Source organism: Microbacterium sp. NPDC057407 (assembly GCF_042803895.1).
Classification (GTDB): Bacteria; Actinomycetota; Actinomycetes; order Actinomycetales; family Microbacteriaceae; genus Microbacterium.
This window is the reverse complement of sequence record NZ_JBHVCA010000002.1, coordinates 613,480-629,307: the sequence shown is the minus strand read 5'-3', so window position 1 is coordinate 629,307 and position 15,828 is coordinate 613,480. Positions and strand designations below refer to the sequence as shown.

Below are 15,828 nucleotides of genomic sequence, written 5' to 3'. Positions count from 1 at the left end.
TCAGTCCACGCCGAGCCACGCGCGGTCGGTGAGCACGATGGGCCCGTCGGCGGTGACGGCGACGGTGTGCTCGGAATGGGCGCCGCGCGAGCCGTCGGCCGATCGCAGCGTCCATCCGTCGGGATCGGTGACGAGCTCGTCCGTCGTCTGGAGGAACCACGGTTCGAGCGCCACGACGAGGCCGGCACGGAGAGGATAGCCGCGGCCGGGCTTCCCGTCGTTGGGCACGTGCGGGTCGCCGTGCATGATGCGTCCCACGCCGTGGCCGCCGAAGTCGGTGTTGATCGCATAGCCGTCGCCGTGGGCCACGGCGGCGATCGCGGCCGAGATGTCGCCGATGCGGTTGTCGACCGTCGCTGCCCGGATCGCGGCATCCAGCGCCCGCTCGGTGGTGTCGATGAGCGCGAGATCCTCGTCGCGGGGCGTTCCGACCACGAACGAGACGGCCGAGTCGGCAACCCACCCGTCCACCGAGACCGCGAAGTCGAGCGAGACGAGGTCGCCGTCGCGAAGCGCGTAGTCGAAGGGGAGCCCGTGCAGCACCGCGTCATTGACGGAGGTGCAGATGACCTTGCCGAACGGGCGTGCGCCGAACGAGGGGTGGTAGTCGATGTAGCACGATTCCGCCCCCGCGCGCCGGATGAGGTCGTGCGCCCGGCGATCGATCGCGAGCAGGTTGGTGCCCACCTTCGTCTCGTCGCGCAGCGTCGCGAGGGTCTCGGCGACGAATCGCCCGGCGGGCTTCATCGCCTCGATCTCAGCCGGGGTGCGCAACTCGATCATGTGAATCCTCTCGTCTCCTCCATTCTGGCCGACGAGCGAGGGTCCGGCTGTGAGGATGCCCCGCGAGCGCTCCGAGCCGTGTCGTGTGCGGGCTGACGGGCGTAGCATGCGAGGCATGTGGCTCAGGCGTGCTTTCTTCTCCTGGATGATCCCCGCCGCCTTCGTGTTGCCCCTGTGGCTGTTCGTCGGCTGGATCATCTCGGGCGCCCAGGGGTGGGCTTTCCTCTGGATGCTGTTCGCGATCCCCGGCGTCTTCCTCTGGCAGCTGCTGCTGACTCTGCTCGTGCGGGCGCGTGGCACGGTGCGGGCGCATCGTGCGGTGTCGTGGTGGGACGTTCTCGGCCTGGCCGTCTGGCACCTGCTGGTCATCTCGCTGGGATTCTTCGACCAGGCGGCGTGGGTGCCGGTCATGGTGCTGGCGATCGTCGTCGGCTTGGGGCTCTTCTGGCTCGAGCTGTGGCAGCTGTGGAGCGAAGCCAAGCCCGCGCGGCTCGTGCTGCGCACGACCGAGGGGATGGCGTACATCCCCGCCGCATCCGAGCGCCCCGGTGCCGTCCCGCAGGACGTCATCATCGTCAGCGAGAAGCAGGCACCGCCCGCAGCCTGAGCCGTTTTGGCTGCGCACGTCATCCGTGGCAGAATTGACCTTTGTGCCCTGACCAGGTTCTGCCTCAGGGGAATCAGTCGAACGGCTTCCTGCCGACGGCCTCGGGCACGAACCCTCCATTCCGATACTTCCCGCGGTCGACCTGTGGCGGCCGCAGAGAGAAACGATCATGCAGATCCTCGACTCCGTCGACGCGGCATCGCTGCGCTCCGACATCCCCGCCTTCGGGCCCGGCGACACCGTCAAGGTGCACGTCAACATCACCGAAGGCAACCGCTCCCGCATCCAGGTCTTCCAGGGCGTCGTCCTCGGCCGCTCGGGTGACGGCGTGCGCGAGACCTTCACCGTCCGCAAGATCAGCTTCCAGGTCGGCGTCGAGCGCACGTTCCCGGTTCACTCGCCGGTCATCGACCACATCGAGGTCGTGACCCGCGGTGACGTCCGCCGCGCCAAGCTCTACTACCTCCGCAACCTCCGTGGCAAGAAGGCCAAGATCAAGGAGAAGCGCGAGAACTGAGTTCCTCCCGCGTCGAAGCCCCCGGATCCCTCGCGATCCGGGGGCTTCGTGGTTCGCGCCGGCCTCCTGCGGATGCGAAGCCTCCGGGAACCGTCCTCTGAGGACACGTCAGCGCTCCCGGAATGTGGGACGCTTGAGGGACGACTCGCCGATCCGCGGCGAGTCGGTGAGGGGTGCTGTATGACGACCGAGAAGACGGCCTCTGCCGAGCCGGCGCCGTCGTCCCGGTCGAGGTCGGGGCGGGCTCCGGCGCGTCGCCGTGGATGGCTGACGTTCCTGCGCGACGTGCTGGTGATCGTGCTCATCGCCGTGCTCGTGTCGTTCCTCGTCAAGACCTTCCTGGTGCGGTCGTTCTACATCCCCTCGGGGTCGATGGAGGACACGCTCCACATCAACGACCGCATCCTCGTCGATGAGATCACCCCGCGCTTCGGCGGATACGAGCGCGGCGACATCGTCGTTTTCCGCGATCCGGGCGGGTGGCTGCCGCCGAGCACCGAGCCGGCGCGCCCTCCCGCGGTGGAGGCCGTCGAGTGGGTCCTGTCGCTCGTCGGACTGTCGGCACCCGACAGCGATGACCATCTCGTCAAGAGGGTGATCGGTCTCCCGGGAGACCATGTGGTGTGCTGCAACGCTCTCGGTCAGATCACGATCAACGGCGTGCCGATCGACGAGACCGATTACATCAAGCTGCCCTCGGACGGCTCGGCTGCGTCAGGCGACCCGTTCGACGTCGTCGTTCCCGCCGACAGCCTGTGGGTGCTCGGCGACAACCGCTACCGGTCGAAGGATTCGCGCTACAACCAGGATCAGCCGGGCGAGGGCTTCGTGCCCGTCGACAACGTGGTCGGCCGCGCGTTCCTGGTGACCTGGCCCTTCGACCGGTTCGGATCCCTCGATTTCCATCACGACGACTTCGCGGGTGTGCCGGAGCCAGCCCAGGAGGAGCCCGCGCGATGACGGTGGCGGAGCCGCGCCTCACCCTCGAACGACGCCTCCTGCGGGAGCATGCGATCGTCATCGCGTGCGACGAGGTCGGGCGTGGCGCGCTGGCGGGGCCGGTGGCCGTGGGCGCCGCGGTGATCGACGCACCTCGGTCGCGCAAGCGCATCCCCCAGGGTCTCCGTGATTCCAAGCTCGTGCCGGAGCCGAAGCGGGCGGATGTCGCGGCGCGCGCTGCGTCGTGGGTGTCGGCGAGCGCGGTCGGCTGGGCGAGTTCGGCCGAGATCGACGAGTTCGGCATCATGCGGGCGTTGGGCCTCGCCTCGTTGCGAGCCCTGGCGGACCTCCGCGCGCACGGCGTGATCCCCGAAGATGCCATCGTGCTCCTCGACGGCAACTACGACTACATCACTCCCGCGGGAGCCGACGGGCTGGTCGTCAGGCCGGTCATCAAGGCCGACCGCGACTGCGCCTCGGCTGCTGCGGCGTCCGTCATCGCGAAGGTCGCCCGCGACGCGCTGATGACCGGGCTCCACGCTGAACTGCCCGCGTACAACTGGGCACGGAACAAGGGGTACGCGAGCCCCGATCATCGCGATGCGATCCGCGAGCACGGCATCAGCGTGCACCACCGGGCGTCGTGGTCGATCGCCGACGCTCCGACTCTCTTCTGAGGGGCTGTCCGCCGTCGGCGGACGCGGACGCGCGGCATCCGGTCGCCCCCGTAGGATGGGGACACCATGGATGACGAAGTCTTCGAAGACTACGACCGTGAGCTCGAGCTCGCCCTGTACCGCGAGTACCGCGACGTCGTTTCGCAGTTCCAGTACGTGATCGAGACCGAGCGGCGGTTCTACCTCGCGAACGAGGTGAACGTCGTGCGCCGTGACACCGAGCACGACTTCTACTTCGAGATCTCGATGTCGGACGTGTGGGTGTGGGACATCTATCGCGCGGATCGCTTCGTCAAGGCGGTCCGGGTGCTGACCTTCAAGGACGTCAACGTCGAGGAGCTTCAGCGGCGGGACTTCCATCTGCCCGAGGAGCTTTCGCTCGACACGTGAGGCGTCCGGGGCGGATGCCTCAGCCGCTCGACCTCGTCAGCCGCCAGCCGTTCGTCGTGGGCGCGGCGGCGCCTTCCAGGTGCAGGAGTCCGAGAATCGCCTCGACCTGATCCGCCGCCATCCCGGCACGTCTCGCGATGTCTGCAACGGCTCGCGGTGAGCGCGTGCTCAGCGCGTCCGTGACCCGCGTCGTGTCGTCGGTGGCCGGGCGTTCACCGTCGCGATGGTGGTCTGCGCCCGAACCGGGGCCGCTTCGGGCGAGGGTGAGGGCGTCGGCGCCGATGAGTTCGCGCACGTCGTCCGCGCTCGTGATGCAGGAGGCCCCGTACTCGCGGAGGAGCCGGTGGCATCCGGCCGACGCGGCGGACGTGATCGGTCCGGGGACCGCGCCGAGGGCTCGGCCGAGAGCGGCCGCGTGGCCGGCCGTGTTGAGCGAGCCGCTCCGCCAGCCCGCCTCGACGACCACCGTGCCCTGGGTGAGCGCGGCGATCAGCCGGTTGCGCTGGAGGAATCTCCACTTCGTCGGCGCCGATCCGCACGGCACCTCGCTCACCACGACACCGTGTGTCGCGACGCGGTCGATCAGCGCGGCATGCCCGGCAGGGTACGCGCGATCGACGCCGCCGGCGAGCAGGGCGACCGTGACGCCCCCGCTCATCAGGGCTGCGCGGTGCGCGGCGCCGTCGATGCCGTACGCCCCGCCGGAGACGACGGCGACGCCGCCGCCTGCGAGGTCGGCGGCCAGCTCGACGGCGACATGCTCGCCGTACGACGTCGCGGCGCGAGCGCCCACGATGGCGACGGCGGGCTCGAGCGCGGTGAGACGGCCGGCCTCGCCACGGATCCAGAGGCAATGCGGCGCGTGCGGGCCCAGATCGTCGAGGTGCTGCGGCCATTCGGCGTCCGCACGGGTGACGACCGTGACGCCGGCCCGCGCGCCGGTGCGCAGACTCTGGGTCACCGCTTCGGCGTCGAGGCGCGGCAGCCAGCGTTTCCTGCCCTCGGCGAGCTCCCTCGGGGTGAGCGATGCGGCGGTGTGGTCACCCGTGGCGATCCGCAGGGCGCCGGACCAGCCGTGCGCCAGCACGAGCCGCCCGGCGACCGCGTCGCCCGGCTCCACGAGGTGGCTCCAGACGATCGTCGCGTAGCGCTCTCGCGCGGCATCCGGATCTTCACCCGCTACTGCGGCCGGACCGAGCGCTTCCTGTGCGGCTGCGGGGTCGAAGAGCGGTCTCACAGGGCGATCCCCTTCTTGAGGTAGAGCGCCCGGCCGATCTCGTCGGCGCTGAGCTGCGGGCGGCCGTTCAGGTCGGCGAGAGACCAGGCGACCCGCAGTACGCGGTCGTAGCCGCGCAGAGTGATCCCGCCGCGGTGCAGCGCCGCGTCCAACGGACGTCTCACCATCGGCGGCGGCGCCGCGGGTCCTTCCCGCAGCCAGGTTCCCGGCACCTCGGCATTGACCCGCCAGGGGGTGTCGACGAGTCTGCGCCTCGTGCGGTGTCGAGCCTCCATGACGCGTGCGCGGGCGTCCGCTGTGGTCATGGCGGCGACGTCGAGCTCGCGTTGGGCCACCGAGACCCGCGAGAGAGTGAGTTCGATGTCCATGCGGTCCAGGAGCGGTCCCGACAGGCGACCGAGATAGCGACGTATCGCTGCGGGCGGGCAGGTGCACGAGCCGCCTTTGATGCCGTAGTTGCCGCACGGGCAGGGGTTCGTCGCGAGCACGAGTTGGAAGCGCGCCGGGAATTCCGCCGTGGCAGCGGCCCGGTGGATGGTGATCGAACCGTTCTCGAGCGGCTGCCGCAGCGCATCGAGGGCGGCGGCGGTGAATTCACCCGCCTCGTCGAGGAAGAGGACGCCTTCGGTGGCGCGGGCGATGGCGCCCGGCCGCACCGTGCGGGATCCGCCGCCCACGAGCGCGGCCACGCTGGCGCTGTGGTGCGGCGCCTCGAAAGGCGGCGTCCGGGACAGCTCGACCACCCGGGATCCGGAGAGGCTCCGGATGGATGCGCTCACGAGCGCCGCGTCGTCATCCAGCTCGGGCAGGATGCCCGGGAGTCGGCGCGCCAGCATGGTCTTTCCAGCGCCCGGTGGGCCGCACATGAGCAGATGGTGACCGCCCGCGGCCGCGACGACCAGCGCCTCGACGGCCTCGCACTGACCGATCACATCAGCGAGATCGGGTGCTGCCCCGACGGGAGGGTGATCGTCGTCGAGTTCGACCGGGTCGTCGTCGCGCGGGTCGACCTCCGCTCCGTGGAGGGCCGCCACCTGCGCGAGATTGACCGCCCCGACGACTTCGACGGACCCCACGAGACGTGCCTCGGCCACGTTCGCCCACGGCACCACCACGCGGTCTCGGCCGGCGCGCGCTGCAGCCAGGACGGCGGGGAGGATGCCGGGAATCGGACGCACCCGACCGTCCAGCCCGAGTTCACCCAGATGCACGGTTCTCATGAGGGACGAGGCATCCATCTTCCCCTCGGTCGCCAGGCACGCGATCGCGATCCCGAGGTCGAACCCGGAGCCGTGCTTCGGGAGGCTGGCGGGAGAGAGGTTGACGGTGAGGCGCCGCCGGGGCAAAGGGATGCCGCTGTTCGTGCAGGCGTTGTGCACCCGCTGGACGGCCTCACCGAGTGCCTTGTCGGGAAGCCCGATGATCTTGAACTCCGGCGTCTGGTTCGACAGGTCGGCCTCGATCTCGACGACTTCGCCCTCCGCGCCGAGCAGGGCGACCGCCCACGTCCGCGCGACGCTCACGGCACCTCCACGTCGACGATGTGCTCGAGCCGAGCGGTGCGCGGATCGGATCCGGTCAGCGCGACAGCGTCGACCCGGAGTCGGCGCCCCTGCACGGCGTCGCGATGCGCGGCAGCCCAGGCCACCGCGAGCCGCCACAGACGGGTGCGCTTGCGGGAGTCGACGGCTTCGAACGGGTGACCGAACGCCTCGCTGCGGCGCGTCTTCACCTCGACGATCGCGATGTCGTCCGCGGAGCCGACGACGAGGTCGATCTCGCCGCCGTCGCACCGCCAGTTGCGGGAGAGGATCGCGTATCCCTGGTCCCTGAAGTACGTCGCCGCCCGCTCCTCGCCGGCTCGCCCGAGGTCGTCTTTCGCTGCCATGTCCTCATCGTGCGGGGGAGGAGCGGCACGATCCGGGTGAGCAGCGCGATCCGTGCATGGGCGGACGACGCGCACGGCTGGGGAGGAGCCGGTGCCTGATCCCATGGCACGGAGCGCGCCGCCGCCGAGCCAGGTGCCGCGTGCACGATGCTGGAGGCATGATGCTGGAGGACGCCGCGGACGCGTACGCACGGATGCTCGCCGACGTCCGTCGGCTGTCGCCCGCGACCGTGCGTGCGTATCGCGCCGATCTCGCAGATCTGTCGACGACGACGGGATCGGTCCCACTGGCGTCGGTCGACCTCGAGACCCTCCGGGACTGGCTGTGGCGAGCCACGCAGCGGGGCGACGCGAGATCGACCATCGCCCGCCGCACCTCCACGGCGCGCGGCTTCTTCGCGTGGTGTGCCGACTCCGGACTCCTGTCGGAGGATCCGTCCCTTCGACTGGTGGCACCCAAACGCGGACGGACGCTGCCTCGCGTCGCGACCGCCGATGCGCTCACGCGCGTCCTCGATGCCATGGCGGCTTCGGCGGCCGAGGGCGACCCCGTCGCGCTGCGCGACCACGCGCTGCTCGAAATGCTGTACGGGGCGGGTCTGCGGGTGTCGGAGCTCTGCGGGCTCGATGTCGCCGATCTCGACCGCCAGCGGCGCACGGCCCGCGTTCTCGGCAAGGGGGCGAAGGAGCGGGTCGTGCCCTATGGAGGCGCCGCCTCCCGCGCCGTCGACGCCTACCTGGTCCGAGCCAGGCCGACGCTGCTGGCCCGGCGGGGAGACCGGGCCGAGACCACAGCGCTGTTCCTCGGAGCCAGGGGAGCCCGCCTCGGCACCCGCGCCGCCTATGACGTCGTCGCCCGGGCTCTCGGTCCCGAACTGGGCGCCACGGTCGGTCCTCATGCGCTGCGCCATTCCGCCGCGACGCACCTGCTCGACGGCGGGGCCGACCTGCGTGCCGTTCAGGAGATCCTCGGGCACGCCAGTCTCGGAACGACCCAGATCTACACCCACGTCTCCAGCGAGCGACTGACGGCGACGTATCGCCTCGCGCACCCGCGGGCGTAGCTCAGCAGCAGGGCAGGAGCACCGCGCGCGGCACGCTGCCCAGAAGCAGCAGCGGGTTGATGTACTCGCCATCCCTTCTCACGCCGAAATGGAGCGTGCCCGGCTCCGCATGCCCGCCGACCGACAGCTCCGCGACCGTCTGCCCCGCCGTGACGACGGTGCCGGCAGGGAGGTCGGAGTCGACCGGCTCGAGAGTGGACACCAGACCCGAGCCGTGATCGATGGTCAGGATGCCGCGCCCGGCGACAGACCCCGAGAACGCCACCTCGCCCGCGGCCGGGGCGACGACCGTGGCATCCGGTTCCGCGCGAAGGTCGATGCCGCGGTGTCCCGGCCCATATCGATGAGCCGGCGCTTCGAACGCCCGCTCCACGCGTGGCGGCCACACCGGCCAGATCCAGCCGTCGGCGCGGCGATCGTCGCCGGGCGGTGCCCCCGCGGAGACCCCGTCCGCCGCTCCGGCGGGGAGCGCGAGGAGGAGGGCGAGGGCCGTCGCGATGACGCCCCCTGCGCGCGTGCCGTGCGAGTTCCTCATGTGCCGAGCATGGCGTCTCGGCACCGGATGCCTGCACGCTGCGCTCCTGTCGGGGAGAACCGCTCTTCGGAACGCGCAGGGGAGAAGGCGCTGCTGATACACTGGTTCGGCACCCCGCGAGTCGGGGTGACTCCGCGTGCCCAGAGCACCCGCGACGTCGTCGAGACAGCGCGGTGCGGCAACCACTCCCAACGGTCTTGCAGATCCTCTGCGAGCGGGCGTGTGCCGGGCACCAGGCTCGTCGGCCATCCGCCGACGCGACACAACCGCAAGAGACGCGACAGCGTCAGAACAGGAGAACGGCCATGGCCGTCGTCACGATCCGCCAGCTGCTCGACAGCGGCGTTCACTTCGGGCACCAGACCCGCCGGTGGAACCCGAAGGTCAAGCGCTTCATCCTCACCGAGCGCTCCGGCATCCACATCATCGACCTGCAGCAGTCGCTCACCTACATCGACAAGGCGTACGACTTCGTCAAGGAGACCGTCGCGCACGGCGGCACGATCCTCTTCGTGGGCACCAAGAAGCAGGCCCAGGAGATCGTCGCCGAGCAGGCGACGCGCGTCGGGCAGCCGTACGTCAACCAGCGCTGGCTCGGTGGCCTCCTCACCAACTTCCAGACCGTGTCCAAGCGCCTCGCGCGCATGAAGGAGCTCGAAGAGCTGAACTTCGACGACCCGGCTGCGAGCGGCTTCACCAAGAAGGAGCTGCTCATCAAGAAGCGCGAGCTCGACAAGCTCCACAAGTCGCTGGGCGGTATCCGCAACCTCCAGAAGACGCCGTCGGCGATCTGGGTCATCGACGCCAAGCGCGAGCACCTCGCGGTCGACGAGGCCACGAAGCTCGGCATCCCCGTCATCGGCATCCTCGACACCAACGCCGACCCGGACGAGTTCCAGTACCCGATCCCCGGCAACGACGACGCGATCCGCTCGGTGAGCCTGCTCACGCGCATCATCGCCGACGCCGCCGCCGAGGGCCTCATCCAGCGTCACCAGCCCACCGACGAGTCGGCCGACGCCGAGCCCCTCGCCGACTGGGAGCGCGAACTGCTCGAGCAGGGCGGCGCCGCCGAGGCGCCCACCACCGAGACGGAAGAGGTCGCCGAGGCCGCCACCGAGTCGTCCGCCGATGTCGAGGGCGCGGCTGCGCACGACGAGGCGATCGCCGCGGACGCCGACCAGGACGCCGCAGAGGTCGCAGACGCCGAGGCCGCCGACAAGTAATCGGCGCCCCCGAATGAACGTCGCCTCGGCGGGATCGCACTGAGCCAGCGCGCGCAGTACGGTCCCGCCGAGGCATCCTCAGAACTCACCACAAGCAAGGAGCCGCCACCCATGGCAAACTTCACGATCGCCGACATCAAGGCCCTGCGCGAGCAGCTGGGCACCGGCATGGTCGACACCAAGAAGGCGCTCGAGGAGGCCGACGGCGACCTCGAGAAGGCCGTCGAGATCCTCCGCCTCAAGGGCGCCAAGGGCAACGCCAAGCGTGCCGACCGCTCCACCAGCGAGGGTCTCGTCGCCGCGAAGCAGGTGGGCGACAAGGTCACCATCCTCGAGCTCAACACCGAGACCGACTTCGTCGCGAAGAACGAGCGCTTCATCGCGCTCGCAGACAAGGTGCTCGAGGCGGCCGCTGCCGCCGGCGCCGAGTCGGCGGAAGCCGCGCTGGCCGCGCCCGCCGGCGACCAGACGGTGGGGGAGCTCATCTCCGATGAGGCCGCCATCATCGGTGAGAAGGTCGAGCTCCGCCGCGTGCGCACGCTGTCGGGCGACAACTTCGAGATCTACCTCCACAAGACCAGCAAGGACCTCCCGCCGCAGGTGGGTGTGGTGCTGGCCTACACGGGCGACGACGCCGAGACGGCCCGCAGCATCGCGCAGCACATCTCCTTCGCCAACCCCTCCTACCTCTCCCGGGACGAGGTCCCGGAGGCCGAGGTCGAGAAGGAGCGTGAGATCGTCACCGAGATCTCGCGCAACGAGGGCAAGCCCGAGGCCGCGCTTCCGAAGATCGTCGAGGGCCGCGTGAACGCGTTCTTCAAGCAGGTCTCGCTGCTCGACCAGGACTACGCCAAGGACAACAAGGTCTCCGTGGCGCAGGTCGCCAAGGACGCCGGGCTGACCCTCACCGGGTTCGCTCGCTTCAAGGTCGGCGCGTAAGCACCCGAGAAGGCCCGCATCGGATACGGTGCGGGCCTTTTCTCATGCCCTTCGGTAGTTTGTCGTCAACGAGAGGATCGTCGTGATCAATGAGAACACCGGGCGCCGTCGCGTCCTCCTGAAGCTGTCGGGTGAAGCGTTCGGAGGCGGCCAGCTCGGGGTCAACCCCGACGTGGTGAGTCAGATGGCCCGCGAGATCGCCGAGGCGGTCGACCGCGTCGAAATCGCGGTGGTCGTCGGCGGCGGGAACTTCTTCCGCGGGGCGGAGCTCAGCCAGCGCGGCATGGACCGTGGGCGGGCCGACTACATGGGCATGCTCGGCACGGTGATGAACGCGCTCGCCCTCCAGGACTTCCTCGAGCAGGCGGGTGCGGCCACGCGGGTCCAGTCCGCGATCTCGATGACGCAGGTGGCCGAGCCGTACATCCCGCGGCGCGCCGAGCGCCACATGGAGAAGGGACGGGTGGTGATCTTCGGCGCGGGTGCCGGCCTGCCCTACTTCTCCACCGACACCGTGGCGGCCCAGCGCGCGCTCGAGATCGGCGCCCGCGAGGTGCTCGTGGCCAAGAACGGGGTCGACGGGGTCTACACGGCGGATCCCAAGAAGGACGCGACGGCCACCCGTATCGACCGGATCACCTACCTGGACGCCCTTCAGCGGGGACTGAAGGTGGTCGACTCGACCGCCTTCAGCCTGTGCATGGACAACCGCATGGACATGCGGGTGTTCGGCATGGAGCCGGCCGGCAACGTCACGAAGGCGCTGCTCGGCGACTCGATCGGCACGCTCGTCACGGCGTGACCCTTCTGCGCTGACTAGACTTGCCTCGCCCCATCTACGCGAAGGAGACACTGTGATCGCGGACGTCTTGGCCGATGCCGGAGCGCGCATGGACCGCGCTGTCGAGGCTGCGAAGGAGGACTTCGCGACGGTGCGGACGGGACGCGCCAACCCGCAGCTGTTCCAGAAGATCCTCGTCGACTACTACGGCACCCCCACCCCGCTGGCTCAGCTGGCCTCCCTCAACAACCCCGAGGCCCGTACCCTCGTCGTGACTCCCTACGACAAGTCGGCTCTGAAGGCGATCGAGCAGGCGATTCGCGATCAGCCGAATCTCGGCGCGAACCCGACGAACGACGGCAATCTCATTCGCGTCACGCTCCCGGAGCTGACCGAGGAGCGGCGCCGCGAGTTCGTGAAGCTCGTCCGCTCGAAGGGCGAGGACGCGAAGGTGCACGTCCGCGGCATCCGTCGCAAGTCCAAGGACGACCTCGACGACCTGAAGAGCGAGTTCGGCGAGGACGAGCTGACCCGCGCCGAGAAAGAGCTGGACGCCCTCACGCGCGCGCACGTCGATGCCATCGACGAGGCGCTCAAGCGCAAAGAGGCGGAGCTCCTCGAGGTGTGAGGCCCGATGGCCGACGCATCCGGTGAACCGACCGAGGGGGGATCCCCCTCGGGCGACGTGCCGCTGACCCGCCGTGAGGCGGCGGAGGCGCTCCGCGCGAGCAAGGTGTCGGGATCTCCCGCCGCGCCCGACGAGGGTCGGTCGGCGGGGAACGGGGGTTCGACCGGGTCCTCGCACGCCGGCATCCCTCCCGCGCCACCGCTCCCCGCGGGGGCGCCCGGGATGTCGCCCGGCGGTCCCTCCGCTGAACCGGGACTGCAGACCCACCTGAGGGCCGCCCGCAACGAGTTCGAGAGCCAGGTCGCCCACGCGCGCGCCGAGTTCGAAGTCGCCAACGAGCGCATCAAGCAGCGCACGGGCCGCGACCTCATCCTCGCCATCCTCATCGGCATCGCGGCCGGCGCGGTCTTCGTGGGCTCGCTCGTGTTCGTCAAGCAGCTGTTCCTCCTCTTCGGTCTCGCCGCCGTGGTGCTCGGCGTCTTCGAGTTCGCGCGCGCCCTCCGAGTGTCGGGCCGGCGCGTCGATGTCGTCCCGCAGCTCGTCATGGGTGGGATCGTCGTGCTCTCGGGCTACTTCTTCGATCTCTGGCTGCACTGGGTCATCGTGTTCGTCGCCGTCGCGGTCGTGGTGGTCTGGCGCCTGCTCGTCCAGATGGCGGCGCGTGACGGCAGGCGGTACGGCGACGTGCTCGCCGACGTCCTGATCGCCGGGTTCATCCAGCTGTACGTGCCTTTCCTCGCGAGTCTGTGTCTGGTGCTCCTCGCCCAAGACGGCGGCGAATGGTGGGTGCTCTCGTTCATCGCCGTCGTCGTCGCCGCCGACACCGGCGCCTACGCGGCGGGGCTCAGCTTCGGGCGGCACCCGATGGCGCCCAAGATCAGCCCGAAGAAGACCTGGGAGGGATTCGCGGGCGCGGTCCTGGCCTCCGTCGTGGCGGGTGTGCTCCTGGCCGTGCTCCTCCTCGGCCTCGAATGGTGGATGGGTGTCATCATCGGCATCGTCGTGCTCGGCACGGCGACCGCGGGCGATCTCGGGGAGTCCATGATCAAGCGCGACCTCGGCATCAAGGACATGAGTTCGTGGCTTCCGGGCCACGGCGGGGTCCTGGACCGGCTGGACTCCATCCTCCCGTCCACGGCGGCCGCGCTCGCGCTCTACTACCTCTTCACCCCCCTGGTGGCATCATGACGACAGCGCCCGCGTCCGCGCCCGCGGCGTTCCCCGAGACCCGGGGGCGCGAGAAGGGGTACGACAAGACGGCGGTCGATGAGTTCCTGGCTCGCGCCCGCACGGCCTTCGAGGTCGGTGGCGACAGTCTCACCTCGAGCGACGTCCGCAGCGTCGCTTTCCCCCTGGTACGTCGCGGCTACGCCATCGCCTCCGTCGACGCTGCTCTCGGGCGCATCGAGGACGCGTTCGCGGCGCGCGAGCGTGAGGCGGCCGTTTCGGGCGTGGGCGCCCGCGCGTGGGTGGGACGGACTCGCGAAACCGCTCAGGTGGTGCTGGACCGCCTGAGCCGGCCGCGGGGACGCCGGTTCGATCGCGTATCGTCGCTGCGCTATGGCTACCGGATCGACGAGGTCGATCTGGTGTCCGAGAAGATCGCTCGCTATCTCGAGACCGGAGACTCGGTGACGGTCGAGCAGGTGCGGGCGGTCGCCTTCCGAATGCAGCGGGGCGGCTACCGGGAGGCGCAGGTCGACGCGGTCCTCGACGCCGTCGTCGAGGTCATGCTGGCGGTGTCCTGACCCACCCGGGCGGTGCGGATGGCACGGTCGCCGGGCGATCGCTAGACTCGGGGGACTGTGACTTCCGGAAACGAGCTCACCCAGACGCGGCGTTCGCGCCGCCACGACGTGTCGACTCGCACCGCAGCTCCCGTGCCCGCTCCGCGGGCGACGCCGACGCCGCAGCCTCGCTGGTCTCGACGTCGCGGAGTCATGGGCGTGTTCGCAGCTTTCGCCGCTGTCGGTTTCGCTGCCGCCTACGTCGGCCCCATGGGCACCGCGCTCACGGTCGCGAACGCCGAGGAGAACGGCGCCGTCACGCTCTACGCGAGCTCGCTCGGAGACGTGCAGACACTCGCCGTGGATGAGAGTGGGGCGGATGCCGCAGCCGGCGGGTCTCGATCGCTCGACCGCGGAAACTACTCGGTGTACGTGAAGCCCAAGCCGACTCCCACGCCCGAGCCCGTCGTGGAGGCTGAGACGAGCTCGTCGCCGTCGACGGGATGGGCGCCGCCCTTCGTCACGCCCGATCCGGGGAGCGCGCAGGCGATCGCTTACCAGATGGTCCTCGCCCGTGGCTGGGGAGACGACCAGTTCGCGTGCCTGGTGGCACTGTGGAACAAGGAGTCGGGCTGGCGGGTCAACGCCTACAACGCCTCGAGCGGCGCCTACGGGATCCCGCAGGCGCTCCCGGGCAACAAGATGGCGACGGCCGGCGCCGATTGGGAGACCAACCCGGCGACGCAGATCTCCTGGGGGCTGGGCTACATCGGCGGCCGGTACGGCAGCCCGTGCGGCGCCTGGGGGCACTCGCAGAGCGTCGGCTGGTACTGACCGCGATGCCGCGGTCGAACCGCCGCCGTCCCGATGCCGGTGGTGACGACTCCTTCGAGCGCCTCCTCGCGGGGTGGAAGCGCAGCGAGGTGCGGCGCGGCGTGGAATGGACCGTTCAGCCGGTGTCGGCCGGGCAGGCGCAGAAGCCGTACGTCTGCCCGGGGTGCGGTCGCGTCATCGCCGAGGGCACCGCCCATGTCGTCGCGTGGCGCGCGGACGGCGTCCTCGGCGACCGGGCCGATCTCGCGGCGCGGCGTCACTGGCACAGCCATTGCTGGAAGACGGCCTGACGGCCGGCGAGAGAAGAACGGATGACGATGGAGATCCGCGGACCGATGCTGCTGCCCGCGCGGCGGGAAGACATCTCGCTGGAGACGATCGACGGGCTGACGCTCGTCGGGGAGCTCGCCGAGCCCGAGCACCGGGAGCCGGTCGCGACGCTCGTCACGCTGCATCCGCTTCCCACCGCGGGCGGGTTCATGGACTCGCACATTCTTCGCAAAGCCGCGGGACGGCTGCCGGCCCTGGCCGACCTCGCCGTGCTCCGGTTCAATACGCGGGGAACGACCTCACCGCGGGGAACGAGCGAGGGCGCCTTCGACGGCGGCCGAGCGGAGGCCTTCGACCTCGCGGCCGCCATGGACTTCGTCCGGGAACGGTCGCTTCCGCGCCCGTGGCTCGTGGGTTGGTCCTTCGGGACGGAGGTCGCCTTGAAGTACGGTCGCGACCACGACGTCGAGGGCGTGATCCTCCTCTCGCCGCCGCTGCACCGCGCGACGGACGAAGAGGTGGCGGCTTGGGCAGGGGACGGGCGCCGGATGGTCGTCGTCGTTCCCGAGTTCGACGACTACCTGCAGCCGGATGCCGCAGCCGCCCGATTCGCGTCCGTCCCGCACGCGGTCCTGGTTCCCGTGGAGGGGGGAAAGCACCTGTGGGTCGGCGAGAACCAGACGCGCCGGGTGCTGACCGAGATCGTCGCCGCGGTGAACCCGGATGCGCTGCCGCTCCCCACGGAGTGGGAGGGCGCGGTCGTCGACGGCTGACCGGGTCGCGGCA

Annotated in this window: 20 protein-coding genes; 15 read left to right on the top strand and 5 right to left on the bottom strand. The window is 70.2% G+C overall.

Features of this window, described 5'->3' with window-relative positions; all coding sequences use genetic code 11:
* Positions 1-783, bottom strand: coding sequence for a type I methionyl aminopeptidase (gene map, locus ACFUTX_RS07895; RefSeq protein ID WP_378862351.1), 783 nt, complete (start codon positions 781-783; stop codon positions 1-3).
* A 115-nt stretch (positions 784-898) separates the two neighbouring features.
* Here map and ACFUTX_RS07890 point away from each other — a divergent pair, with 115 nt between their 5' ends.
* The 5 genes from ACFUTX_RS07890 to ACFUTX_RS07870 all read left to right on the top strand — a co-directional run bounded on the left by ACFUTX_RS07890 (position 899) and on the right by ACFUTX_RS07870 (position 3,913).
* Entirely contained in the window at positions 899-1,390 is a 492-nt protein-coding gene (locus tag ACFUTX_RS07890) for an MFS transporter permease (RefSeq protein WP_378862348.1), read from the top strand.
* 169 nt (positions 1,391-1,559) lie between these two features.
* The gene (rplS, locus tag ACFUTX_RS07885) at positions 1,560-1,907 is read left to right on the top strand and encodes a 50S ribosomal protein L19 (protein WP_378862345.1); all 348 of its coding nucleotides are present in this window, start codon (positions 1,560-1,562) and stop codon (positions 1,905-1,907) included.
* 180 nt (positions 1,908-2,087) lie between these two features.
* Entirely contained in the window at positions 2,088-2,867 is a 780-nt protein-coding gene (gene lepB, locus ACFUTX_RS07880) for a signal peptidase I (RefSeq protein ID WP_378862342.1), read from the top strand.
* Positions 2,864-3,523, top strand: a complete 660-nt coding sequence (locus tag ACFUTX_RS07875) for a ribonuclease HII (RefSeq protein ID WP_378862339.1) — start codon at positions 2,864-2,866, stop codon at positions 3,521-3,523. The genes lepB and ACFUTX_RS07875 overlap by 4 nt, the downstream gene beginning before the upstream one ends.
* A 66-nt stretch (positions 3,524-3,589) precedes the next feature.
* Complete coding sequence (locus ACFUTX_RS07870) at positions 3,590-3,913, top strand: DUF2469 family protein (RefSeq protein ID WP_056120641.1); 324 nt, start codon at positions 3,590-3,592, stop codon at positions 3,911-3,913.
* 19 nt (positions 3,914-3,932) lie between these two features.
* Here ACFUTX_RS07870 and dprA read toward each other — a convergent pair whose 3' ends face one another.
* Genes dprA through ACFUTX_RS07855 form a run of 3 tightly spaced genes read right to left on the bottom strand, consistent with a single transcriptional unit; the run spans position 3,933 to position 7,038 of the window.
* Entirely contained in the window at positions 3,933-5,150 is a 1,218-nt protein-coding gene (gene dprA / locus ACFUTX_RS07865) for a DNA-processing protein DprA (protein ID WP_378862336.1), read from the bottom strand.
* Positions 5,147-6,673 carry a YifB family Mg chelatase-like AAA ATPase gene (locus ACFUTX_RS07860; protein WP_378862333.1) on the bottom strand — a complete coding sequence of 509 codons (1,527 nt, stop codon included), beginning with the start codon at positions 6,671-6,673 and terminating at the stop codon, positions 5,147-5,149. The genes dprA and ACFUTX_RS07860 overlap by 4 nt, the downstream gene beginning before the upstream one ends.
* The gene (locus ACFUTX_RS07855) at positions 6,670-7,038 is read right to left on the bottom strand and encodes a YraN family protein (RefSeq protein WP_378862330.1); all 369 of its coding nucleotides are present in this window, start codon (positions 7,036-7,038) and stop codon (positions 6,670-6,672) included. Before ACFUTX_RS07855 ends, ACFUTX_RS07860 begins: the two co-directional genes overlap by 4 nt.
* Before the next feature lie 158 nt (positions 7,039-7,196).
* Between ACFUTX_RS07855 and ACFUTX_RS07850 the strand changes: the two genes are divergently transcribed.
* On the top strand, positions 7,197-8,102 hold the full coding sequence (locus tag ACFUTX_RS07850; RefSeq protein ID WP_378862327.1) for a tyrosine recombinase XerC: 906 nt from the start codon (positions 7,197-7,199) through the stop codon (positions 8,100-8,102).
* A gap of 1 nt (position 8,103) precedes the next feature.
* Here ACFUTX_RS07850 and ACFUTX_RS07845 read toward each other — a convergent pair whose 3' ends face one another.
* Positions 8,104-8,637 (bottom strand): murein hydrolase activator EnvC family protein, encoded by a 534-nt coding sequence (locus ACFUTX_RS07845; RefSeq protein ID WP_378862324.1) that lies wholly within the window; start codon positions 8,635-8,637, stop codon positions 8,104-8,106.
* 305 nt (positions 8,638-8,942) lie between these two features.
* Here ACFUTX_RS07845 and rpsB point away from each other — a divergent pair, with 305 nt between their 5' ends.
* The 9 genes from rpsB (at position 8,943) to ACFUTX_RS07800 (ending at position 15,815) form a co-directional block, all read left to right on the top strand.
* Positions 8,943-9,863: a 30S ribosomal protein S2 gene (gene rpsB, locus ACFUTX_RS07840; RefSeq protein WP_378862322.1), complete on the top strand. Its 921-nt coding sequence runs from the start codon at positions 8,943-8,945 to the stop codon at positions 9,861-9,863.
* Between the two features lie 111 nt (positions 9,864-9,974).
* Complete coding sequence (gene tsf / locus ACFUTX_RS07835; RefSeq protein ID WP_378862319.1) at positions 9,975-10,802, top strand: translation elongation factor Ts; 828 nt, start codon at positions 9,975-9,977, stop codon at positions 10,800-10,802.
* A gap of 82 nt (positions 10,803-10,884) precedes the next feature.
* On the top strand, positions 10,885-11,604 hold the full coding sequence (gene pyrH, locus ACFUTX_RS07830) for a UMP kinase (RefSeq protein WP_378862316.1): 720 nt from the start codon (positions 10,885-10,887) through the stop codon (positions 11,602-11,604).
* Positions 11,605-11,656: 52 nt separating this feature from the next.
* Positions 11,657-12,211, top strand: a complete 555-nt coding sequence (frr, locus tag ACFUTX_RS07825; protein WP_378862313.1) for a ribosome recycling factor — start codon at positions 11,657-11,659, stop codon at positions 12,209-12,211.
* A 6-nt stretch (positions 12,212-12,217) separates the two neighbouring features.
* Positions 12,218-13,399, top strand: a complete 1,182-nt coding sequence (locus tag ACFUTX_RS07820) for a phosphatidate cytidylyltransferase (protein WP_378862310.1) — start codon at positions 12,218-12,220, stop codon at positions 13,397-13,399.
* Positions 13,396-13,959, top strand: coding sequence for a DivIVA domain-containing protein (locus tag ACFUTX_RS07815; RefSeq protein ID WP_378862307.1), 564 nt, complete (start codon positions 13,396-13,398; stop codon positions 13,957-13,959). The genes ACFUTX_RS07820 and ACFUTX_RS07815 overlap by 4 nt, the downstream gene beginning before the upstream one ends.
* Positions 13,960-14,016: 57 nt before the next feature.
* Positions 14,017-14,772, top strand: a complete 756-nt coding sequence (locus ACFUTX_RS07810; RefSeq protein ID WP_378862304.1) for a lytic transglycosylase domain-containing protein — start codon at positions 14,017-14,019, stop codon at positions 14,770-14,772.
* A gap of 5 nt (positions 14,773-14,777) precedes the next feature.
* Positions 14,778-15,062 carry a hypothetical protein gene (locus tag ACFUTX_RS07805; RefSeq protein ID WP_378862301.1) on the top strand — a complete coding sequence of 95 codons (285 nt, stop codon included), beginning with the start codon at positions 14,778-14,780 and terminating at the stop codon, positions 15,060-15,062.
* Between the two features lie 27 nt (positions 15,063-15,089).
* Positions 15,090-15,815, top strand: a complete 726-nt coding sequence (locus ACFUTX_RS07800; RefSeq protein WP_378862884.1) for an alpha/beta hydrolase — start codon at positions 15,090-15,092, stop codon at positions 15,813-15,815.
* Positions 15,816-15,828 lie beyond the last annotated feature (13 nt).

Bases quoted from the DNA above. Each gene is read 5' to 3' on its own strand.
- map (WP_378862351.1), bottom strand. From the start codon at position 783: ATGATCGAGTTGCGCACCCCGGCTGAGATCGAGGCGATGAAGCCCGCC.
- ACFUTX_RS07890 (WP_378862348.1), top strand. From the start codon at position 899: ATGTGGCTCAGGCGTGCTTTCTTCTCCTGGATGATCCCCGCCGCCTTC.
- rplS (WP_378862345.1), top strand. From the start codon at position 1,560: ATGCAGATCCTCGACTCCGTCGACGCGGCATCGCTGCGCTCCGACATC.
- lepB (WP_378862342.1), top strand. From the start codon at position 2,088: ATGACGACCGAGAAGACGGCCTCTGCCGAGCCGGCGCCGTCGTCCCGG.
- ACFUTX_RS07875 (WP_378862339.1), top strand. From the start codon at position 2,864: ATGACGGTGGCGGAGCCGCGCCTCACCCTCGAACGACGCCTCCTGCGG.
- ACFUTX_RS07870 (WP_056120641.1), top strand. From the start codon at position 3,590: ATGGATGACGAAGTCTTCGAAGACTACGACCGTGAGCTCGAGCTCGCC.
- ACFUTX_RS07855 (WP_378862330.1), bottom strand. From the start codon at position 7,038: ATGGCAGCGAAAGACGACCTCGGGCGAGCCGGCGAGGAGCGGGCGGCG.
- ACFUTX_RS07850 (WP_378862327.1), top strand. From the start codon at position 7,197: ATGATGCTGGAGGACGCCGCGGACGCGTACGCACGGATGCTCGCCGAC.
- ACFUTX_RS07845 (WP_378862324.1), bottom strand. From the start codon at position 8,637: ATGAGGAACTCGCACGGCACGCGCGCAGGGGGCGTCATCGCGACGGCC.
- rpsB (WP_378862322.1), top strand. From the start codon at position 8,943: ATGGCCGTCGTCACGATCCGCCAGCTGCTCGACAGCGGCGTTCACTTC.
- tsf (WP_378862319.1), top strand. From the start codon at position 9,975: ATGGCAAACTTCACGATCGCCGACATCAAGGCCCTGCGCGAGCAGCTG.
- ACFUTX_RS07820 (WP_378862310.1), top strand. From the start codon at position 12,218: ATGGCCGACGCATCCGGTGAACCGACCGAGGGGGGATCCCCCTCGGGC.
- ACFUTX_RS07815 (WP_378862307.1), top strand. From the start codon at position 13,396: ATGACGACAGCGCCCGCGTCCGCGCCCGCGGCGTTCCCCGAGACCCGG.
- ACFUTX_RS07805 (WP_378862301.1), top strand. From the start codon at position 14,778: ATGCCGCGGTCGAACCGCCGCCGTCCCGATGCCGGTGGTGACGACTCC.
- ACFUTX_RS07800 (WP_378862884.1), top strand. From the start codon at position 15,090: ATGGAGATCCGCGGACCGATGCTGCTGCCCGCGCGGCGGGAAGACATC.